We start from the raw sequence: 19,536 nt of genomic DNA, 5'->3' as shown, positions 1-19,536 counted from the left end.
CAGCAGGCACCTCTGGTCGGCCCTCGTGAACCTGGCTCGAACCCTGTTGATCCATTCAGAAAATGACTCCGGGATTGCACTGCCATGAACGCCTTCAAGAACCAGCTGACGCCGTCCCAGGAACGAAGATTGTGTGCACTGGACGCCTGGCATCGAGCACTCGATGACATCGCGCTGCGCATGGAATCTCCCGATGCCTATCACGAAGAACTGCTGCGCCAATCGGATGAGATGGATCGCCAGCGCATTGTCAGTTGGCAAGAGTGGCGCGATTTGCGAATAAAGGCGGACGAGGCGTTTCTGCGCGCCGTAGCGGGAGAGGACTATCACTGAGGGCCCATCCATGGACAGACAGCTGAGGTTCGGCATTGAAGAGGAATACTTCATCACCGATCTGGACACCCGGCGCATGACCGATAAGCCACCCAAGGCTTCGATTGACGCGTGCGAGGCGGCGATGGGGGCTTGTTTCGCCTATGAGATGTTCCAGGGCCAGATCGAAGTGGCTTCGCCGATCTTCACCTGCATGGATGAAGCAGGGGACTACCTTGTGGCTGCTCGCAAAAGCCTGCGGCGTTCGCTCGAGTCTTATGACCTGGGACTGCTCTGTGCAGGGAGTCATCCTCTGGCTGACTGGCGCGTGCAACAGCCCACTGAGCAACATCACTTTCTTCAACTGTTTGCAGACTATCAACGGGTCGCTAGGCGTAGTCTGCTTTGCGGTCTGCATGTACACGTTGAAATTCCGAGTCACCTTGATCGTATACAGGTTATGAACGAAGTCTTGCCATGGACGCCGCTTTTGCTCGCACTGAGCAGCTCCTCGCCCTTTTGGGACGGTGCCGACAGCGGCTTCATGAGCTACCGGCAAACAGCCTGTGACGAGTGGCCGAGGATGGGCATTCCGGAGTTCTTCGAGGATACGCCTGCCTATGACGCCTACGTCGCCTTGCTGATACGTACCGGCACCATCACCCAGGCCAGCGAATGCTGGTGGGGATTACGGCCCGCTTGCCGCTATCCGACCCTGGAATTGCGCATGACGGATGCCTGCCCACGGCTGGAAGATGCCTTGTGCATTGCCTCATTGTTTCGCTTGCTGGTTGCCTATGCGATTGATCAACCTCGACCAGGGTTGGCCTATTCGCAAACGTCCCGCTTGATCCTCAAGGAAAATCGTTGGCGCGCGAAACGCCATGGAACACAGGCGTCATTCATTGTTGAGGGGTACGATCGAACCTTCTCGGCCGAGCAGTGGCTCTTTCTGGCGCAGCAGATCCTTGGCGATACGGCGCGCAAGCTGCGTGTGGAAAACGTCTTCGCCCAGGCCCGGCTAATTCTGCGCAACGGCACCAGTGCAGACCGCCAGCGAGATCTTTACCAACGAGCCCTGCGCAGCACTGGGGATGTTCATGCCGCCCTGGCCGAAGTAGTGGATCAGCTGCTGTTGGAAACGTCGCAAGAGCCATGCAAAAGTGATGACCTGCAACCCGCGGTGTGTGAAACCTGAGCAACAGTTGGAAAGAGGACGAAAATCTCGTCCTCTTTTTCGGGGAGCATTATCAGGTCGCCAGGACTGCGGCGGTGTCGTCGCTCTCGGGCAACGCAATCCGGTTATCGTCCGGTGTCAGGATGACCTTCCTGCAATCGTCTTCCTTCTTGTCGAACATCCTGTAGCCCTCGGCGGCCTGCTCCAGCGACAGTCGATGGCTGATAATGACCTCAGGGCTAAGGCGCCCCATCTCTATGTGTTCGAGAAGCTCCGGCAGATAACGCTGCACATGGGTCTGGCCCATCCTGAAGGTCAGGCCTTTATCGAAGGCGTCGCCAAACAGGAAGCCATGGATGAACCCGGAGTACACACCCGGCACGCTCACCACCCCGCCACGTCGTACCGCTGCAATGCACTGACGCAATGCCTTGCCGCTGCTGCCTTCGAGCTTTAGCGTGGCGAGCACGGTCTCGGTGGTGCTGCCCTTGGCTTCGAAACCCACCGCATCGACCACGCCATCCACGCCGCGCATGCCTTTGGTCTGGCGCACGATGGTGTCGGCGGGGTCGGCATCTTCATCGAAGTTGATCGGTATCACGCCATAGGTCTTCTGCGCGTAAGCCAGGCGGTAAGGGTGGTGATCGACCATGAAAATCTGTTCGGCACCGAGCATTCTGGCGCAGGCTGCACTCAACAGGCCGACCGGACCTGCGCCATAGATGGCGATGCTCGAGCCGTTGCCGATGCCGGTGTTGGTCACGGCCTGGAAGGCGGTAGGCAAGATGTCCGAAAGGAACAGCACCTTCTCGTCGGACAGGGTGCCCGGGACTTTGAACGGCCCGGTGTTGGCTTTGGGCACACGCACGTATTCCGCCTGGCCGCCAGGGATGCCGCCATACATGTGGCTGAACCCAAACAGCGCGGCACCCGATGGAATGGCTTTCTTGTTGAGGATCGCGCCACGCCCCGTGTTGGTCTTTTCACAGGCGGCGAACAGATCCATCTGGCAGAAAAAGCAGCTGCCGCAAGCGATAACGAAGGGGATCACCACTCGGTCGCCGGGTTGCACGGCAGTGACGGCCGAGCCCGTTTCTTCAACGATGCCCATGAACTCATGACCGAAGATATCGCCATGCTCGACGGTCGGGATCTTCCCGCGATACAGATGCAGGTCCGAACCACAGATTGCCGTGGCGGTGACGCGAAGGATGATGTCGTCGCTGTCCTCGATAACCGGATCGGGGACGGTGTCGACTTTGACGCTATGCGCGCCGTGATAGGTGAGTGCTCTCATGACGTCCTGCCCCTCTCATGGGTTTGATGGTAAGCGGGAGAGGAGCGCAGACGGAGGTTAGTTCAGAAAAATTCAACTGAGCCATTTGAAGTCAGCCGGGAATCTTGCGACGAAACAAGTGCCTGCTTCCAGCGTCGAGGTAACGCTCAAGCTACCTTTGTGCGCGGTGGCGATCTGGGCAGCGATGTAAAGTCCCAAGCCCAGGCCTTCGCCGCGCTGGCCAGCTTCTGACCGGGTAAAGGGTTCAAACAGCAATGGCATCAACGCCGGTGGAATCGGGGCACCCTGATTGCTCACCGATATGACCATCTCATTCCCCTCGGCATGGGCCTGCACGCGGATAGGTTCCGCTGTCGAGCCATGGGTCACTGCATTGCCCAGGAGATTTGAAAGCAACTGGCTGATGCGCAGCGCGTCGCAATAGACGCCGGTCGGAACATCCAGGTCGTGGGTCAATTTCGCTTCGGGGTGAGAGGCCTGTATTTCGTCCAGCGTCAGTTTGAGCGTGCGACCCAGGTCATCGACCAGTTGGCGCTTGACCGGAATCCCACCACCCATCCTTCCCCGGGCAAAATCCAGCACGTTCTCGATCAGTGCACCCATTCGAGTCGAGCTATTGCGGATCGCTGCAATCAGGTTCAGTGAGCGTTTTTCCGTTGCCCTGGTTTCCAGCAGATCAGCGCTCATCCGGATCGCGCTCAGGGGCGTGCGAAGGTCATGGCCGAGGACGGCGACGAACTGCTCGTGCAGCCTTGCGTGTTCATGGGCATTGACCAGTGCGGTTTGCGTCGCCTGCAGATGGCTTTGGGCGTCGAGACTCATCGCGATCAGCTGGGCGAAGAGGGTGAGTGACTTGGCGATCGCGGGCTCATCGAGATTCGCCGGCACGGAGTCGATGGCACACAGGGTGCCGAAAAATTCGCCATTGGCCCTGATGATGGGAATGGAGATATAGCTCTCCAACGCATAGGTCCTGGGGGTGTGGTGCAACGAGAAAACCGGGTGCGCACTGGCGTGGCCGAAGATGACGGGCTGCCGGTGCTGGCGGATCTCGTGGCAGATGGTTGACTCGACGACCAACTCGCCACCGGGCTTGAGGCCGAAATCGATTGAATCATCGACGGCGCAGGCGACCCAGTTTCTTTCGGTGACTCTCGCTACCGCGGCGAAGCGCATCCCGGTGAGATGCTTGACCATGCTCAGGATGACTGGAACGGCATCGATGGTGCGGATGGCTTCAACGTCTGGCGAAAACTCTGCGCGGGTCATGGCTCGGCTGTTCGAAATAATGTCGCTCAGAGACTATCCCTAATCTCACGCCCTGACCACTTGGGGAGCGCCAGCAGCTGTCTATTTGCTGGCCTGCCCCAATTTCTGGTTATCCCGGGCGTCAGCCCAACAAAAGGCCTGCAGCCCGGGCTCGCAAAGCCATCACCAGATTGGCTGGCATCTTTTTTATTTCGTCAGGCCAGAGCGCCAGGTGCCCGCGAAGTTCTCTCGATTCATCATCGTATCTTGAGATATCAGCCAGCACAAAGCTGTACCGACTGAGGTAGGCCGCAGACAAATCATCGGCCAGGGCCCTGGCAGGCTCTCCGGCTAACGCCAGGCACCATTGCGCAATTTCAATGATTCGTTCACCTGGCGTTCGAGGTTCCAGGCCATGAAGGAAGTTCAGGATGTATTGGTTATAGAGTAGGGCGCCTTGCTCGGGCTCATCCGTAGGATTACCGGGGCAATGTCGGCGTTCCCAAGGCAGGATGTACACCATTTTGTCCATTGCAGTCTGAAGAACATAATCCGACGGTTTAACCAATCGATGCATAATCTTCTCCCGAAAGAAAAAAAACGGTTTAGCTATGGTAGCTCATCCATGGAAGCCAATAGCCTTCATGAAAAAAAAACCGGCACTGCCGGGAACTATCGCAAAATATCGCAATACCGCGCTTGAACGGGGCTTTACTGAAATAAGTCGAAACCCATCCCGTCGAGGTTGAGGACGAGCCCCTTGTCCATGTCTTTGTTCGTCCCCGCGCTGTTGCTCACCCTGCTGCTCGCCGGCTGCGCCACCCCAACGCGCTTGCCCCACGAGTTCAGTAGGGCCATACCCGCCAGCGAATCGGCATTCGGGCGTTCGATCCAGGCCGCGGCCGCCCAGCATGAGGGACGGTCGGGTTTTCGCCTGCTGCCAAACAGCAGTGAAGCGTTCCGGGCGCGTGCCGAGTTGATCCGAAATGCGCAGAAAAGCCTCGATGTGCAGTACTACATCGTGCACAACGGCCTGAGCACCCGGGCGCTGGTGTGGGAACTGCTGCTGGCGGCCGATCGCGGCGTGCGGATTCGCGTATTGCTCGATGACACCGCCAGCGATGGCCAGGAAGAAGTCATCGCTACATTGGCCGTGCACCCGAACATCCATATCCGTGTCTTCAACCCTTTGCATCTGGGTCGCAGCACCCTGGTGACCCGCACCATGGGCCGCCTGCTCAATCTGTCGCAGCAGCACCGGCGCATGCACAACAAGCTGTGGCTGGCCGACAACAGCGCGGCGATCGTCGGCGGCCGCAACCTGGGGGATGAATATTTCGACGCCAAGCCCGATCTCAACTTCACCGACATGGACCTGTTGTGCCTCGGCCCGGTCGCCGATCAACTGGGCCACAGCTTCGACCAATACTGGAACAGCGCCCTGAGCCGGTCGATCAGTGACTTCCTGATCGTCAAGCCGACAGCTCAAGACTTGCAGGAGAGTCGGCAACGCCTGGAACAATCACTTCAGAGCACGCGTATCGAAAACCAGGCCCTGTACGACCACCTCATGACCTACCGCACTCAACCGCAACTGGCGATTTGGCGTCAGGAGCTGATCTGGGCCAATGTCACGGCGATGTGGGACGCCCCGAGCAAAGTCCTGGCCGACGACGAACCGGCTCGCGCGCTATTGATGACCACGCAATTGCGGCCTGAGCTCGATAGAGTCAATAAAGAGCTGATCCTGATCTCGGCATACTTCGTCCCACAACAATCCGGCATGCGTTACCTCCTCGGGCGTGCCGATGCCGGGGTCGATGTGCGCCTGTTGACCAACTCACTGGAAGCCACCGATGTGCCTGCGGTGCATGGCGGCTATGCGCCTTATCGCAAGCGCCTGCTCGAACATGGGGTGAAGCTCTATGAGCTGCGGCGCCAACCGGACGACCCCAGCGGTGGTTCTTCTTCCTTTGGCCTCAGCGGTGGCTCGGACTCCAGCCTGCACACCAAGGCCATGATCCTCGACCAGCAGAAGGTGTTCATCGGCTCCTTCAATTTCGATCCGCGCTCAGTGCTGTGGAACACTGAAGTCGGGGTGCTGGTCGACAGCCCTGAACTGGCCGGCTACGTGCGCAAGCTGGCGCTTGAGGGCATGGCGCCAGCGGTGAGTTACCAGGCCCGCCTGGAAAACGGCGAAGTGGTCTGGATCGCTGAGGACGACGGCCGCCTGCATGTCTTGCGCCAGGAGCCCGGCAGCAAATGGCGCAGCTTCAAGGCCTGGCTCAGCGACAAGATCGGCCTGGAGAAAATGCTCTAGACCGTATAGGCCCCCGAGCTTGTGGGGTTGCCTGTATCGACTATCGTTAAAACTCCCACTCCAGAGGATCTTTTTGGAAAGTGTGTTCCCGGTCAATGACCGGGAAAAACCAGTGATTGAGTACTCTTGAACAGGAGAAAGCTCATGATTCGCAGGTTTTACATGGCTGCACTGGCGTCACTGGCCCTCGCGGCTGGCGTATACGGCGTGTCGTTGCCGGCCTACGCGACCGACCAGGCTGACCAACGGCAGGAATCGCGTGACACCAAGCAGGAAGGGCGCGAAGCCTCAAGGGAAACCAAGGAAGAATGCAAAGAGGGTGATGAAAAGAGCCGTGCCGATTGTCGCCAGGACAAGCGCGACACCAAACAGGACACCCGCGACACGGCCCGGGACGTTAAATATTAATAATAAGTTGGACAGATGGCTTGCTGGCGATGCGATGGTGGCCGTGATGCCGCCATCGCTGGCAAGCCAGCTCCTACAGGATTTGCGGGTCCATGTTGAATTTGTGGAGTGACACACCTCTGTAGGAGCCGGCTTGCTGGCGATGCGATGGTGGCCGTGATGCCGCCATCGCTGGCAAGCCAGCTCCTACAGGATTTGCGGGGGTATGTTGAATTTGTGGAGTGACACACCTCTGTAGGAGCCGGCTTGCTGGCGATGCGATGGTGGCCGTGATGCCGCCATCGCTGGCAAGCCAGCTCCTACAGGATTTGCGGGGTATGTTGGATTTGTGGAGTGACACACCTCTGTAGGAGCCGGCTTGCTGGCGATGCGGTAGTGGCCGTGATGCCGCCATCGCTGGCAAGCCAGCTCCTACAGGATTTGCGGGTCCATGTTGAATTTGTGGTCACACACCTCTGTAGGAGCCGGCTTGCTGGCGATGCGATGGTGGCCGTGTTGCCGCCATCGCTGGCAAGCCAGCTCCTACAGCCGCGACTCGGCCACTAACAACAATGACTGCGGCACGGGACTTTGCGGGTGCTGTGGCTCCTGAAGGCCGGCCAGCCGAAAACCGGCCATGTCCAGCGCATTGATCCAACTGGACAAGGTTCGCAAGTACCACGGCATGGGTTGCCAATGCCCGTCGAATCCACTGAACGTCTCTTCCCGCCAGCCATCCTGATAGTCGCCCGCGGCCACGGTCCATGGATGCAGCGTCTGGATCACCAGCGCGCCGTCGGGGGCGAGCAGGGCGTCCATGGCCGCGAGCAAGGGGATGATGTCCTGGTGCAGCAAGGCAAAATTGGCGCAGATCAGGTTGTAGTCGCGGCCAACATCCACTCTCGCCTCCACCAGTTGTTCATAGCTGGCCAGATGCACCGGTGACGACCCCGCCGCCCGCGCCGCCTCGACCAGCGTCTCATCGCCATCCACACCGACCGCCTCGATGCCACGTTCCGCCAGTGCCCGCAACAGCCAACCCTCGCCACAGCCGAGGTCGAGCACGCGCTCTGGCTGGCGGCCCAGTATTGCCAGCAGGATTGCCTGGTCCGTGACCTTCAGACGGCTTTCGATGGCGCCGCTGCGGATGGCTTCGATCCAGGCGTGGGCGTTGTGGTTCCAGCTCTGGAGGAGGGTGGATTCGTCGGCGGGCATTTCGATGTCCGGAGTAATTGGCTGGATACAAGCATAGTGTCTCCACGCCTGATTGGGACAATGCGCCCTGTGCGTTGTCGAATGGAGTGACAAGCGAAGGTGGGTAATCTGGAAGTTGGCACACCCTCGTTTCGCAATCCCGTTCAGATTGAGAGGTGGACTGATGAACAGCATTATTTACATCGTTGGGCTGGTGGTGGTCGTCGTGGTCGTCCTGTCGTTCCTTGGATTTGCATAGTCCTGTGCACCAGCGACGGGCCGAGCCAGCCCGCCGCTGAACTGACGGTTATCGGTTAAAACGCTCCGCCAGGCTGTGCAGATACTCGGCCATCTCTTCAAGGTCCTGACTGATGGCCGCACCTTGCTTGGCCTGCCCGGCACTGTGATCACACAGCTGCGCAATGCGCGTGATCTGTTGATTGATGTCTTCAGTCACGTGACTTTGCTCTTCCGACGCCGATGCCATCTGCTGGCTCATGTCGGTAATCCGGCTGACGGCCTGGCTGATGCCGACCAGGGCAGCCTGCACCGCCTCGACACGCTGCATGCTTTCGCGGGAAATCTGCTCACCGCGTGTGGCCGTCGAAACTGCGCGATCAGCTCCTTCGTGCAGCGAAGCAATGATGCCGTGGATCTGTTCGGTGGAGGTGCGGGTGCGCTGGGCGAGGGATCGCACCTCGTCGGCCACTACGGCAAACCCGCGACCTTGCTCTCCGGCCCGCGCCGCCTCGATCGCCGCATTCAGCGCCAGCAGGTTGGTCTGTTCGGCAATGGACGTAATCACGTCGACGACGCTGCCGATCGATTGCGTCTCGCTCGCCAACGCGTTGACCGCCTGGCCGATTTCATTGACGGCCGCGTTCATGGCCTCCATGGCGCGCAGACTTTGCCCGGCCAATTCGCTGCCGTCCCTCGTCAACTGGTCAGCCTCCGAGGCGGCATGGGCGGTATTGATGACGTTCTGCGTCACTTCCTGGTTGGTAGCAGCCATTTGCGAGATCGCGGCGGCGGACTGATCCGTTTCGCTGCGCTGGCGATCGAGCGATTGCGCCTGCAATCCCGACAGCTCGGACGATTGTGCCGCCTTGGCCTTGACACTGACCCCGGCATCGACGAGCCGGCTCAAAGCTGTCTGCAAACGGGCTTCCTCACTGAGCATGGCCATGTCCAGTTGACCCTGGGGACCATGGTTGTCGCTGTAGGTAAGGGCGACCAACCGATCGGAAAATGCTTTCGGATGATCGGCCAGTGTACGTCTTATGGCGCTGCGTTGTCGGGACTCGATCAGGTACCAGGCAATCCCCAGGCTCACCACCAGCACCCCCTGGGCCGCCGCTTTTGGCAGCCACTGATCAGCCAGCAGCGAAACCGCGCCTGCCACCAGCAATGGCCAACCGTGCTGCAGTGGCCGGAAAATCCGCGCACTCAGCGCGACGATCGGCTTGCCCGCACGCATCCTTGCATAGAGCGCTGATGCCCGATGCACCTGGTCGCGGGTGGGCACCGAGCGAACTGACTCGTAACCACTCATGCGGCCGTTTTCATAGATAGGCGTGACATAGGCACTGACCCAATAGAAATCACCATCTTTCGCCCGGTTTTTCACAATCCCCATCCAGGGTTTGCCTTGCTTGATGGTGTGCCACATATGAATGAACACCCCAGGCGGCATATCGGGGTGTCGCACCAGGTTATGGGTCTGGCCGACCAGTTCGTCGTAGGTGAAACCGCTGATGTCGACAAACGCGTCATTGCAGTAAGTGATTCGACTATCAAGGTCGGTGGTGGAGATCAGGCGTTGTTCGGCGGGAAACAGTCTTTCATGGTCGGTTACGGGCAAATTCACGCGCATTAAGGGCGATCCCTGGTCGGATTATTATTATGGTGTGGAGCATGTAAATCAGAGGAATACGCGACGTGTTCTACGCGGATTTCGTGGTCGGCGACCTGCATTCGGCGACAGTTTCTTTTCATTTGGTGACAAGTGCAGGAAAATCCCAGCCGTGCCTGGAAGTTGGTGATCAAGGATCAATATGACTTCGCATACAATGCCCAAGTTTTGGTGAGCTGACCTGTAAATAAGCAGGTGGCTGCAACCTTAGGTTGAGCGAGTGGAATGCATCGCACGGTTACACCCAGTTCGCTGATGACTTTCTCAACTTTTTCGTCATCGACGAAGGGGGCGAGTACGAATGTATTGAGTTTGTCCTTGCGTTTGAAGGCTTGTTTGAAGTCGTCAAGCGTCGTGGCTGTTTTGGTGTTGTTCGACAGCTTTTTTCTGGCACTTTCCAGCATGCCTGACTGAATAGTTTGCAGGATTTTTGGCAAGTCTTTAACAAAGCTGCTCATCTCTACGTTCAACGTTTTCTTGCTGTTGTCTCTGCAGGAATAAGAAACCGTGCTCTGCTCCAGTTCCTTTATTCCGACTTCGACCCGGACAGGCACGCCGCGCTTGATGTGATACCACTTTTTTTCGCCGCCATTCATGTCCCGTTTATCAACGCTGACACGCAGGTTTTGTCCCTTCAGTCTTTTCCGGGAGATCTGCTTTTGCAACTTATCGCAATAAGCATGGATGGCTTCGGCATCCTGTCCACTGCGTACGATCGGAACAATGATGACCTGCATCGGTGCCACTAGCGGTGGGATCACCAAGCCATCGTCATCGCCATGGGCCATGATCATGGCACCAATCAAACGCGTGGAAACGCCCCACGATGTGGTCCAGGCGAGTTCTTTTACCCCTTCCTTGTTAACAAAGCGGATGTCTGATGCCTGGGCAAAATTTTGTCCGAGGAAATGTGAAGTGCCTGCTTGCAAGGCCTTACCGTCCTGCATCATTGCCTCGATGGTATAAGTGCTCACGGCGCCTGGGAAACGTTCCCATGAGCACTTTTCACCCTTGATTATTGGTATCGCCAGGTGCTCGACAGTAAACCGCTCATAGATATCCAGCATCTTCAGCGTCTCGCCCAAGGCCTCTTCACTGGAGGCGTGAACGGTGTGGCCTTCTTGCCACAGGAACTCCGAGGTACGCAGGAAGATCCTTGGACGCATCTCCCAGCGCAAGACGTTGGCCCACTGGTTGATTAGTAACGGCAGATCCCGATAACTTTGCACCCATCGTGAAAAGGAAGCCCCGATCACCGTTTCGCTGGTAGGCCTGATGATCAAAGGCTCTTCCAGTTCGCCAGCGGGAGTGAGCGTTCCATCTGCATTCTGTTCCAGGCGGTGATGGGTTACGACTGCGCACTCTTTGGCAAATCCATCGACATGTTCTGCTTCTTTTTGAAGTAAGGATAATGGGATCAAAAGTGGGAAATAAGCGTTTACATGGCCTGTGTCTTTGAATTTTTGATCAAGCTCTCGTTGCATCTGCTCCCATATGCCATAGCCCCAGGGACGGATGACCATGCAACCTCTAACGGGCGAGTTTTCAGCCAGCTCAGAATGGCTGATGACTTGTTGATACCATTCAGAGAAGTTTTCACTTCTTGTAGGTGCTATGGCGTTTTTCATAGTTCCCCCGTCTTGAAAGGACTGCGTGTGATTTTGAAATGGTGTCATGGAACTGTATGTATATTTTTTGCGGATTGAAACTTCAAGAGCTCACATTTTTTGTTGCATTTTTCGGAAAATTCTTTCAGACATGTCTGGTTTTTTCTAAGGATGTTTCCTTTTTTTGGCGCGACGCTTGAGCATCCTTAGGCTTTGCTTGGGGGGCTCGGAACTAGTTGGAATCGGTCATGCCAGCACATATCGGTTTCGATCGAGGGCATATGCAAAGACAGAGGGAGGATGTAAGTGGTCGGCCAAGTTCTGCGTAGCCAGCAATCCGCCTGGCAATAGGTTCGTGGCGTTTTTTGCCGAGATTCAACAAACGCCCCCGACATCCTGTAGGAGCTTCACACCGCAGGCTGCGATCTTTTGATCTTGCTTCTAAAAACAACATCAAAAGATCGCAGCCTCGTTTCACTCGGCAGCTCCAGGGGGGCGGCGGCAGCCGGGCGTTCGTGTCAGCTCAGGACACGTCGCGGGAATAGAGTTCGTCAAGCACCTGCATCAGCGCGCGCTTGCGCGGATTTTCCAGGCCGGTCCAGGCCACTCCAATGCCCGCGCCGCTCATGGCCAGCGCCAGTGGCCGGGGCACGACGCCGGCTGTCAGCGCCGAGGCGGCGCCGCTTGGCAGGATGCCCACGCCGAGGCCAGCGGCGACCAACGCCAACTAGGTGAACTCGCCCATCTCCCGGGCGATCTTCAGGGTGATCTTGCGTCGATGAAAACCCGCCAGCATCTGGTCATACAAACCGGCCGCGAATTTGCGCGCCAGTACCATCACCTGGCATTCCGCCAGATCCAGAGGCTGTATACGTCGCTTGGCGCACAGCGGATGGTCTTGCGGCAACGCCACCACCAGCGATTCCTCGAAGAGCAGGCGCGTGTGCACGCCAGGCACATTCAAGGGCAGGCGCACCAGGCCAAAATCCAGCGCCTCAGGCAGGAACAGCGCGCCTTCGTCGGTCAACTCGACCCCGTGCCGGTCACGCTCGAACAACTGCGCGCCGACATCTTCCTCCTAGGGACGTATCTGCGCACTCAAGGCCGGCTGGACGATGTGCAGGCGCGCGGCTTGACCAGCGTCGTCTAACTCTCGCGATGGGCACCCACATTCCTCAATCCCTGCCAACCCTCTGCGGCTCGATCATGGGCTCGCTGTTTTTTCGCTCTCGGCAAAGATCCATAACGCCGCGTATGCGGCCCTGGGCCTGGACTACTCCTTTGTCTGTTTTGGCGTCGAAGATCCGGGTGCCGCCGTGGCGGCCATTCGCGCCTTGGGCGTGCGTGGCATGAACGTCTCCATGCCTTACAAAACGCTGGTCACCCTGTACACAACGTTCAACACCCCGGAAACCCTCAACCGCGACCTCGACGAACCCCGCGATGCCTGGGAAATAGCCAACGCCGCAACGGCGATCCCTGTGCAGTCCAGAACCCGCACGCGCACGGCGTGAGATGAACCGGCCAGGGAGCCAGTACCTTCTTGCCTGCGAGATGAATTGATTAGTGTGCTTACGACTTGGCCTGGTATTTGCTGTCCAATTGCCATCTCAATGTCGCAGTGGATTAAGTGGATGTCGCTATCAAGTCATTTCATGCCGTTGTCCGCAAGCGAGAAGCGCTGGCTACCCTGGTTCGGCAAGACTGGAAAACTCTCGATGGGCTGGTCGTGCTGGCTCAATCGATCGGCATACCCGGTGATCGAACAAACCTTCGAGGCTATCGCTGAAACCCGGGTGCAGTTGCTGCAGAACTGGACGCGGGAACAGTGGGAGCACCTGGCGGAACTGGCGGATAACCTCGGTCGTGATTTCGCCAACCTCGACAGCACTGCGCTAACGGACAAGCTCGACCAGGCCGCAGAGTTTTCCGAGTTATTTGTCGTTGATGCCAGCGGCCAGGTCATCGTGTCGACCTGGAGTCGCCGCGGCAAAACCCGGCTCGAGCACACCCGCGCATTGGCCGAAGGCTTGAAAGCGCCGTTCCTCCATGGTCCTTACAGCGATCCGTTGACCTTGCCAATCGGCCCCTCGTCTTCGCGCTTCCATGATGAGGTCACGCTGATGTTCTATCAGCCCCTGCGCGTCAATGGAAAAGTCCTGGGCTGCCTCTGCGGGCGCGTGCCCAACGATGTGTTGGGCGATCTCATCCAGCGCGAGGCCGGGCACATTTTTGCCGAGTCGGGCGACAACTATCTGTTCATGGCGCAATCGCGTTTTGATCCGGCCATCGAGCCCGGAACCGCCTTGTCACGTTCGCGTTTCGAGGACGGCACCTTCAGCCACGGCGAGAACCTCAAAAGCGGTGTACACACCCCCTGGAAGACCGTGAAGATCCAGCGCCACACCGAACTGGAGCTGCGCTTCACCGACCCGGCGACCCAGCAACTGCACCCGGGCGTACGCGAGACCATTCGTGCCGGCTCCAACCTGTTCGTGACTTACCCCGGTTACTCGGACTACCGGCACATTCCGGTAGTCGGCAAGGGCGTGACCTTCCAGCTGCCAGGCTCACCTGATCGCTGGGGCATGATGTGCGAGGCCGACCTGGAGGAGGTCTACCGCCGGCGCTCGCTCAGCCACGGCCTGATGAAACCCTACGTCGCGACCATGACCGGACTCTTTGCCAGCAATTTCCTGGCCCAGCATTACAGCGGCCTGGGCCAGGGCGTGATCGATAGTGTCGAGGTCTTGAGCATGTTGTGTGCGACGCTGCTGTTCAGCCGGCTCGGGCCCAAGCGTCTCGCGGCAAGGCTCAACGAGATGACGAGCGTGATCAGGACCATCGCCGAAGGCGAGGGCAACCTGCGTCAGCGTCTGGACATCAAGCGCATGGCCAACGATGAGACCGGTGATATGGGACGCTGGATCAACAGTTTCATCGATAACCTGGACTCGGTGGTCGGGCAAGTGGTGAAGGCCAGCAGCAACGTCGGCACCACCAACCTGATGATGCTGGGCCGCAGCCAGGAAGCCGGTGTCACTTCCACCGAGGTGGCCGAAGCGGTGCATCGGATGATGATCATCGTCGAAGACCAATTGGGCGAGATCCAGCAGGCCTCGGCCAGCGCTGAACAAATGAAACAGGCGATGGACGAAGTGGTCACCCGCGCCCGCGAGCAATTTCTCGCCGTGCAGGAAGGGACGCAGTCCATTCGCGATGTCGTCGAGCGTTCTTCTTCTAGCGTGCAGTTGCTCGATAGCAGAATGACCGAGATCGGCAAGATCACCGGCCTGATCAGCGACATCACCAACCAGACCAATCTGCTGGCGCTCAATGCCGCCATCGAGGCCGCACGAGCGGGTGAACACGGGCGAGGTTTCGCGGTGGTTGCCGACGAGGTCCGCAGCCTGGCCTCACGCACGTCACGGGCGGCCGACGATATTCGGCACATGGTCGAAGGCTTGCAGAAAGAAACGCAAAAAGCCGTCAGCTTCATGGAGGAGGGCGTCAAGGACGTCGATAACAGCCTGCGCCTGGCCGAAGATGCCTCCTCGGAAAACGTGCAGCTGCATCAGGCTGTAGAAAGCATGTTCGCGATCATTCAGCAGCTCAACAGGCGCAGCCTCGACTGCGGCAAGACGATCAGCAAGGTCGATCACTGCTCCACGCAAATGCGCCAGACCGTGGTGGTGCTGCAGAACAGTGCGGAAACGGTGCGGCTCAATGCCAACAAGCTGCAGAAACTGGTGGGGCAATTCGAGGTGAGCAGTAATACCGAGCGAGTGGCCGCCGCATGAGCCATTTGATATAGCTTGAAACGAGGTTTTTATTCCGCAAAACAAGTACTAACGAATTTTATATTGCGTTTTAATCTAATCAGGTATTTTGAATTGATTGGAGTATTTGTCATTGAAAACCCGAGCTTTTTTACCCCTGGGCCTGGCTTTGCTGGCTACCTGCTCAACTGCGTGGGCAGGTGCCACCCTCGATCGCGTCACGCAAAAAGGCGAATTGACCGGCGTGCTGATGGAGAGCTATCCGCCGTTCTCGTTTCTCAACGAGCAGAACCAGCTGGACGGCTTTGACGTGGACGTGGCCAAGGCCGTTGCACAACGCCTTGGGGTGAAGCTCAAGCTGGAAACACCGTCCTGGGATGTCATCGCCGCAGGTCGCTGGAGCGGACGCTATGACATCTGCGTGTGCTCGATGACCCCGAGCAAGGCCCGCGCCGAAGTGTTCGATTTCCCCGTGGAGTATTACCAGTCGCCTGCGGTGATCGTGGTCAATGCCAAGGACAACGCCATCACGGCGGGCAAGGATTTGTCCGGCAAGAAAGTCGGTGTGATCAGCGCTTCAACTTATGAAGCCTACTTGAACAAGGACCTGGTGATCGAGGGCGCCGGGGACAAGCCATTGAGCTTTCCGTTCGACAACGTCCAAGTGGCGCCCTACGACAATGAAACCGTGGCCTTCCAGGACCTGGCACTGGGCAGCGGCGTGCGTCTGGATGCAATGGTCACCAACCTGATCACGGCCCGCGAGCGAATTGCCCAAGACCCGCGTTTCAAGATCGCCGGCGAGACGCTCTATGCCGAGCCGAATGTGGTGGCGATTGAAAAGGGCGATGCGCAATGGAATGCCAAGGTGACCGAGGTGATCGGCCAACTGAAGGCTGACGGCACCTTGAGCAAAATATCGCAGAAGTGGATCGGTGCCGACATCAGCCAATGACAGCCCTGAACCCACACCCGGCCAAAACGACGCTGGCCGCCGACATCGGAAAGCGTCGTGTGCACCCGCTGTTTGCCTTTCGCACGCGCCTGTACCTGACGTGGGCGACGCTGTTCGGATTGTGCGTGATGTTTTTCATGAGCTTCGACCTGAAGTTCTCGATCATCCTGGAGAAATTGCCGAACCTGGTCGGACTGCATCTGGGGCCGAACGGTTTCCTGCAAGGTGCCGCGCTGACGTTGTTCCTGTGTTTCGGCTCGATCTGGCTTTCATTGCTGCTGGGCTTCGTGACGGCGCTGGCGCGATTGTCACGCAGCGCGGTGGCCTATGGCATCGCCAGTTTCTATGCGTCCTTCTTTCGCGGCACGCCGTTGCTGATCCAGATCCTGCTGATCTACCTGGGCCTGCCGCAGTTGGGCGTGGTGCCTGGCGCCATCAGTGCCGGGATCATTGCGCTGTCGCTCAATTACGGGGCCTACCTCAGCGAGATCTTCCGTGCCGGCATCCAGGCGGTCGCCCCCGGGCAACGGCAAGCGGCGATGGCGTTGGGGCTCGGGCCGATCGCGGCTTTCGTGCACATCATTTTGCCGCAAGCGATGCGCACGATCATTCCACCGACCACCAGCCAGTTCATTTCAATGCTCAAGGACTCATCGCTGATTTCGGTGATGGGCGTGTGGGAGGTGATGTTCCTGGCGCAGTCCTATGGGCGGTCTTCCTATCGCTACATCGAAATGCTCACCACCGCAGCCGTCATCTATTGGTTGTTGTCCATCGGGCTCGAGCTGATCCAGCACCGCCTTGAGCGCCACTACGGCAAAGGGTTCAAGCACCCGCGCTGATTCGCTCTCAGTCATTCACTTTTTTCAGGAACCACCATGTCCGATCCAAAACCTCTTCTGTTTGCTCTCTATGAGCAAGCCAGCGTGGGCTGTGGCGGTGCGCCAAGCCTGTGGACGCACCCTGCTGACGAACGCCTGGCGATCAATTCCCTGGGCTACTGGTCGAACCTGGCGCGCATCGCCGACCAGGCGCACCTCGACATGCTGTTTTTCGCCGATGTCCTGGGTTTCTATGACGTGTTTGGCGGCAACGCCGATGCGGCGATGAAATGGGCGGTGGAAGCGCCAGCCAACGACCCGCTGATGATCATTCCGGCACTGGCGGCCGTCACGCAAAACCTGGCCTTTGGCGTGACCGTGACCACCAGCTACGAGCATCCCTTTACCCATGCCCGCCGCTTCAGCACCCTGGATCACCTCACCAATGGCCGGGTCGGCTGGAACATCGTCACGTCCTACCTGTCCAGCGCAGCGCGCAACTTCGGCCTGGAGCAGATGATCAAGCACGATGATCGTTATGAGCGCGCCGAAGAGTTCCTGGATGTGGCCTACAAACTCTGGGAAGGCAGTTGGGCTGCCGACGCCGTGGTCGCGGACAAGGCGAGCCGGCTCTACGCCCGGGGTGATCGCGTGCGACCGATCAATCATGCGGGTGAGCATTACCGCGTGGCCGGACCGCACCTGACTTCTCCATCGCCGCAACGCACGCCTGTGTTGATTCAGGCGGGCTGGTCGGGGCGCGGTCGTGAGTTCGCCGCCAAACACGCCGAACTGATCTTCATCGCCAAGTCCAACCCCCGGGAAATTCGTCTCGGGCTGGAAGAGATCTGGGCCAAGGCCGAGGCCCGTGGTCGTCAGAGCGAAGATGTAAAGTCGCTGACGGTGCTGCGCATCGTCACGGCGAAAACCGAAATCGAAGCCCAGCGCAAATATGACGAACTGCAAAGCAACTACCACTTGCAGGCACAGCTGGTGAGTTATGCCGGTGACACCGGTATCGATATCGGCCGCTACGCCGACAGTGAGGCGCTGTCCACCCACACCGAGGGCATGACCTCCTACGTGATGCATCCCGATGGCAGTGGCAAACCCTTGACCGCCGGCGACGTCAAACAGCGCTTTGCCAAGGTGACCCGAGGCAGCGACCTGATCCTGGTAGGCACACCACAACAGGTGGCCGAGCACATCGAGGAACATGCACGAATCTCCGGCACCAGCGGCTACATGCTCAACCCGCTGATCAGCCCCGGCAGCCTCGAGGATTTCGTTGAACTGGTGATCCCCGAGCTGCAAAAGCGCGGGCTGTACCGCAGCCAACCGCATAGCGGCACCTTCCGTTCGCGGCTGCGGGCAGACGGTTCAAGTCGTTTGCCAGCCTCGGCCTATGGGGCTTCGTTCCGTTTTGACTGAGCCTTGCAGGCATCTGGATAGTAATCCCAACCCTGCGAGTCCGTTCAATGCGCTGCGACAGGCTGACTGTCCAGCGCATCGGGCTGGGTGCGAATGATCATCAGTCCCGCCGCTGCAATCGCCAATGGCACGATCAGCGCCGAGTAATAACCCGCAGGGCCGCCGTGCTCGAGAAACCAGCCGCCGCTTGCTGATCCGATAATCGCGCCTACCCGCCCCAGGGCAATCGCCCAGCCTGTCGCCGTGGCGCGCAAGGCGGTCGGGTACGCCTGGGCAACCATGTAGTTCAGGACGATTTGCTGACCGCCGATACCCAAGCCGGCCAAACCGGCGAGGATGAACACCAGCGCCCAGTTCGTGCCGCTGTTCGCCAGGCCCAGGCACAGGGCAATCCCGAATAGGAACAGGGCCAACAGCAACAGTCGAATGTTGATCTTCGGCAAGATGATCGAGAGTGGAATCGCACAAACGACAAACACGGCGTTGACCGCAACAGTGCCCATGGGTGCCTGCTCTGCGGGGAGCCCGGTGGCTTTGAGAACGGTGGGTAGCCAGGAGAGAAACATGAACCATGCGACCCAATTGAACAGGTAGATCGTCCATATTCCAAAGGTATTGCGCGCCTGGCCGCCAGAGAACAGGGAGGTTACGCTGGTTTTGACATCCACCTCCGGAACACTGAAGGTACTGCCGGGCAAGAACTGCTTTTTGCTGATGGTGGCAACAATTTTCCCGATCTTTGCAAGGCTGCTGTTCGTGCGGCGTCTCGTGAGGAAATACAACGACTCTGGCAGTGCGAACATCAAGACAACCACCAGCAGCAGCGGCACGATACCGCCGACGGCAAAAATGCCTTGCCAACCGATCGAGGGCAGCATCCGGGCGGCCAGTAGCCCGCCAAGAATGGCGCCTGCGGGCAGCCCCAGCAAAACGGTGGTCATGATAGTGCCCCGCTGTCTGGCACTGCCGTATTCGGCCGCGAGCGATAGCACTACGGGGGTCGCACCGCCCATGCCAAGCCCGGCGATGAAGCGCAGGACCAGGATCTGCTCGGTAGTCTGCGCAAATGCGGTGGCCAGGGAGGCGAAACCAAACA

16 protein-coding genes and 3 pseudogenes are annotated in these 19,536 nt (G+C 58.6%); 10 read left to right on the top strand and 9 right to left on the bottom strand.

The window, feature by feature from the left end; translation table 11 throughout:
* The first annotated feature begins 84 nt into the window (after positions 1-84).
* Together NPS56_RS17315 and NPS56_RS17310 are read left to right on the top strand one after the other, a co-directional pair.
* A complete protein-coding gene (locus NPS56_RS17315; RefSeq protein WP_274075715.1) occupies positions 85-333 on the top strand; it encodes a hypothetical protein in 249 nt (82 codons plus the stop codon).
* A 10-nt stretch (positions 334-343) separates the two neighbouring features.
* Positions 344-1,510 (top strand): carboxylate-amine ligase, encoded by a 1,167-nt coding sequence (locus NPS56_RS17310; protein ID WP_274075714.1) that lies wholly within the window; start codon positions 344-346, stop codon positions 1,508-1,510.
* 52 nt (positions 1,511-1,562) lie between these two features.
* Here the strand turns inward: NPS56_RS17310 and NPS56_RS17305 are convergent, their stop codons facing one another.
* The 3 genes from NPS56_RS17305 to NPS56_RS17295 all read right to left on the bottom strand — a co-directional run bounded on the left by NPS56_RS17305 (position 1,563) and on the right by NPS56_RS17295 (position 4,611).
* Positions 1,563-2,786, bottom strand: a complete 1,224-nt coding sequence (locus NPS56_RS17305; protein WP_274075713.1) for a zinc-dependent alcohol dehydrogenase — start codon at positions 2,784-2,786, stop codon at positions 1,563-1,565.
* Between the two features lie 72 nt (positions 2,787-2,858).
* A complete protein-coding gene (locus tag NPS56_RS17300; RefSeq protein ID WP_274075712.1) occupies positions 2,859-4,055 on the bottom strand; it encodes a GAF domain-containing sensor histidine kinase in 1,197 nt (398 codons plus the stop codon).
* A 121-nt stretch (positions 4,056-4,176) separates the two neighbouring features.
* Positions 4,177-4,611: a hypothetical protein gene (locus NPS56_RS17295; RefSeq protein ID WP_274075711.1), complete on the bottom strand. Its 435-nt coding sequence runs from the start codon at positions 4,609-4,611 to the stop codon at positions 4,177-4,179.
* A gap of 189 nt (positions 4,612-4,800) precedes the next feature.
* Between NPS56_RS17295 and NPS56_RS17290 the strand changes: the two genes are divergently transcribed.
* Together NPS56_RS17290 and NPS56_RS17285 are read left to right on the top strand one after the other, a co-directional pair.
* Complete coding sequence (locus NPS56_RS17290) at positions 4,801-6,354, top strand: phospholipase D family protein (RefSeq protein ID WP_274075710.1); 1,554 nt, start codon at positions 4,801-4,803, stop codon at positions 6,352-6,354.
* Positions 6,355-6,498: 144 nt separating this feature from the next.
* A complete protein-coding gene (locus NPS56_RS17285; RefSeq protein ID WP_274075709.1) occupies positions 6,499-6,762 on the top strand; it encodes a hypothetical protein in 264 nt (87 codons plus the stop codon).
* 522 nt (positions 6,763-7,284) lie between these two features.
* On the opposite strand, the gene NPS56_RS17280 is transcribed toward NPS56_RS17285, so the two are convergent.
* From NPS56_RS17280 to NPS56_RS31330, 5 genes and pseudogenes are all read right to left on the bottom strand, one after another.
* On the bottom strand, positions 7,285-7,956 hold the full coding sequence (locus NPS56_RS17280; RefSeq protein ID WP_274075708.1) for a class I SAM-dependent methyltransferase: 672 nt from the start codon (positions 7,954-7,956) through the stop codon (positions 7,285-7,287).
* Positions 7,957-8,242: 286 nt separating this feature from the next.
* On the bottom strand, positions 8,243-9,394 hold the full coding sequence (locus NPS56_RS17275) for a methyl-accepting chemotaxis protein (RefSeq protein WP_425313633.1): 1,152 nt from the start codon (positions 9,392-9,394) through the stop codon (positions 8,243-8,245).
* 135 nt (positions 9,395-9,529) lie between these two features.
* Positions 9,530-9,808: pseudogene (locus tag NPS56_RS31335) on the bottom strand (PAS domain-containing protein); the annotation flags it as partial.
* A gap of 176 nt (positions 9,809-9,984) precedes the next feature.
* Entirely contained in the window at positions 9,985-11,475 is a 1,491-nt protein-coding gene (gene proS, locus NPS56_RS17270; protein ID WP_274075706.1) for a proline--tRNA ligase, read from the bottom strand.
* A gap of 502 nt (positions 11,476-11,977) precedes the next feature.
* Positions 11,978-12,643: pseudogene (locus tag NPS56_RS31330) on the bottom strand (LysR family transcriptional regulator).
* Here NPS56_RS31330 and NPS56_RS17255 point away from each other — a divergent pair.
* The 6 genes and pseudogenes from NPS56_RS17255 to NPS56_RS17230 form a co-directional block, all read left to right on the top strand.
* Positions 12,625-12,836, top strand: a pseudogene (locus tag NPS56_RS17255) (hypothetical protein); the annotation flags it as partial. The pseudogenes NPS56_RS31330 and NPS56_RS17255 overlap by 19 nt on opposite strands.
* Complete coding sequence (locus NPS56_RS17250) at positions 12,816-12,968, top strand: hypothetical protein (protein WP_274075873.1); 153 nt, start codon at positions 12,816-12,818, stop codon at positions 12,966-12,968. The pseudogene NPS56_RS17255 and the gene NPS56_RS17250, both read left to right, overlap by 21 nt.
* Positions 12,969-13,088: 120 nt before the next feature.
* On the top strand, positions 13,089-15,254 hold the full coding sequence (locus tag NPS56_RS17245; protein WP_274075703.1) for a methyl-accepting chemotaxis protein: 2,166 nt from the start codon (positions 13,089-13,091) through the stop codon (positions 15,252-15,254).
* A 112-nt stretch (positions 15,255-15,366) separates the two neighbouring features.
* Positions 15,367-16,188 carry an ABC transporter substrate-binding protein gene (locus NPS56_RS17240; protein ID WP_274075702.1) on the top strand — a complete coding sequence of 274 codons (822 nt, stop codon included), beginning with the start codon at positions 15,367-15,369 and terminating at the stop codon, positions 16,186-16,188.
* Positions 16,185-17,030 (top strand): amino acid ABC transporter permease, encoded by an 846-nt coding sequence (locus tag NPS56_RS17235; protein WP_274075701.1) that lies wholly within the window; start codon positions 16,185-16,187, stop codon positions 17,028-17,030. Before NPS56_RS17240 ends, NPS56_RS17235 begins: the two co-directional genes overlap by 4 nt.
* A 36-nt stretch (positions 17,031-17,066) precedes the next feature.
* Complete coding sequence (locus tag NPS56_RS17230) at positions 17,067-18,440, top strand: LLM class flavin-dependent oxidoreductase (protein WP_274075700.1); 1,374 nt, start codon at positions 17,067-17,069, stop codon at positions 18,438-18,440.
* Between the two features lie 44 nt (positions 18,441-18,484).
* On the opposite strand, the gene NPS56_RS17225 is transcribed toward NPS56_RS17230, so the two are convergent.
* The coding region (locus tag NPS56_RS17225) for an MFS transporter (RefSeq protein WP_274075699.1) at positions 18,485-19,536 on the bottom strand (1,052 nt) is incomplete at its 5' end.

The organism is Pseudomonas putida (assembly GCF_028682635.1).
GTDB lineage: Bacteria > Pseudomonadota > Gammaproteobacteria > Pseudomonadales > Pseudomonadaceae > Aquipseudomonas > Aquipseudomonas putida_AE.
Note: the sequence above shows the minus strand (reverse complement) of the source record. Positions and strands in the feature narration are given on the sequence as shown.

Excerpts from the sequence above, each read along its gene's own strand:
- NPS56_RS17315 (WP_274075715.1), top strand. The coding sequence starts at position 85 with ATGAACGCCTTCAAGAACCAGCTGACGCCGTCCCAGGAACGAAGATTG.
- NPS56_RS17310 (WP_274075714.1), top strand. The coding sequence starts at position 344 with ATGGACAGACAGCTGAGGTTCGGCATTGAAGAGGAATACTTCATCACC.
- NPS56_RS17305 (WP_274075713.1), bottom strand. The coding sequence starts at position 2,786 with ATGAGAGCACTCACCTATCACGGCGCGCATAGCGTCAAAGTCGACACC.
- NPS56_RS17300 (WP_274075712.1), bottom strand. The coding sequence starts at position 4,055 with ATGACCCGCGCAGAGTTTTCGCCAGACGTTGAAGCCATCCGCACCATC.
- NPS56_RS17295 (WP_274075711.1), bottom strand. The coding sequence starts at position 4,611 with ATGCATCGATTGGTTAAACCGTCGGATTATGTTCTTCAGACTGCAATG.
- NPS56_RS17290 (WP_274075710.1), top strand. The coding sequence starts at position 4,801 with ATGTCTTTGTTCGTCCCCGCGCTGTTGCTCACCCTGCTGCTCGCCGGC.
- NPS56_RS17285 (WP_274075709.1), top strand. The coding sequence starts at position 6,499 with ATGATTCGCAGGTTTTACATGGCTGCACTGGCGTCACTGGCCCTCGCG.
- NPS56_RS17280 (WP_274075708.1), bottom strand. The coding sequence starts at position 7,956 with ATGCCCGCCGACGAATCCACCCTCCTCCAGAGCTGGAACCACAACGCC.
- proS (WP_274075706.1), bottom strand. The coding sequence starts at position 11,475 with ATGAAAAACGCCATAGCACCTACAAGAAGTGAAAACTTCTCTGAATGG.
- NPS56_RS17250 (WP_274075873.1), top strand. The coding sequence starts at position 12,816 with ATGCCTTACAAAACGCTGGTCACCCTGTACACAACGTTCAACACCCCG.
- NPS56_RS17245 (WP_274075703.1), top strand. The coding sequence starts at position 13,089 with ATGTCGCTATCAAGTCATTTCATGCCGTTGTCCGCAAGCGAGAAGCGC.
- NPS56_RS17235 (WP_274075701.1), top strand. The coding sequence starts at position 16,185 with ATGACAGCCCTGAACCCACACCCGGCCAAAACGACGCTGGCCGCCGAC.
- NPS56_RS17230 (WP_274075700.1), top strand. The coding sequence starts at position 17,067 with ATGTCCGATCCAAAACCTCTTCTGTTTGCTCTCTATGAGCAAGCCAGC.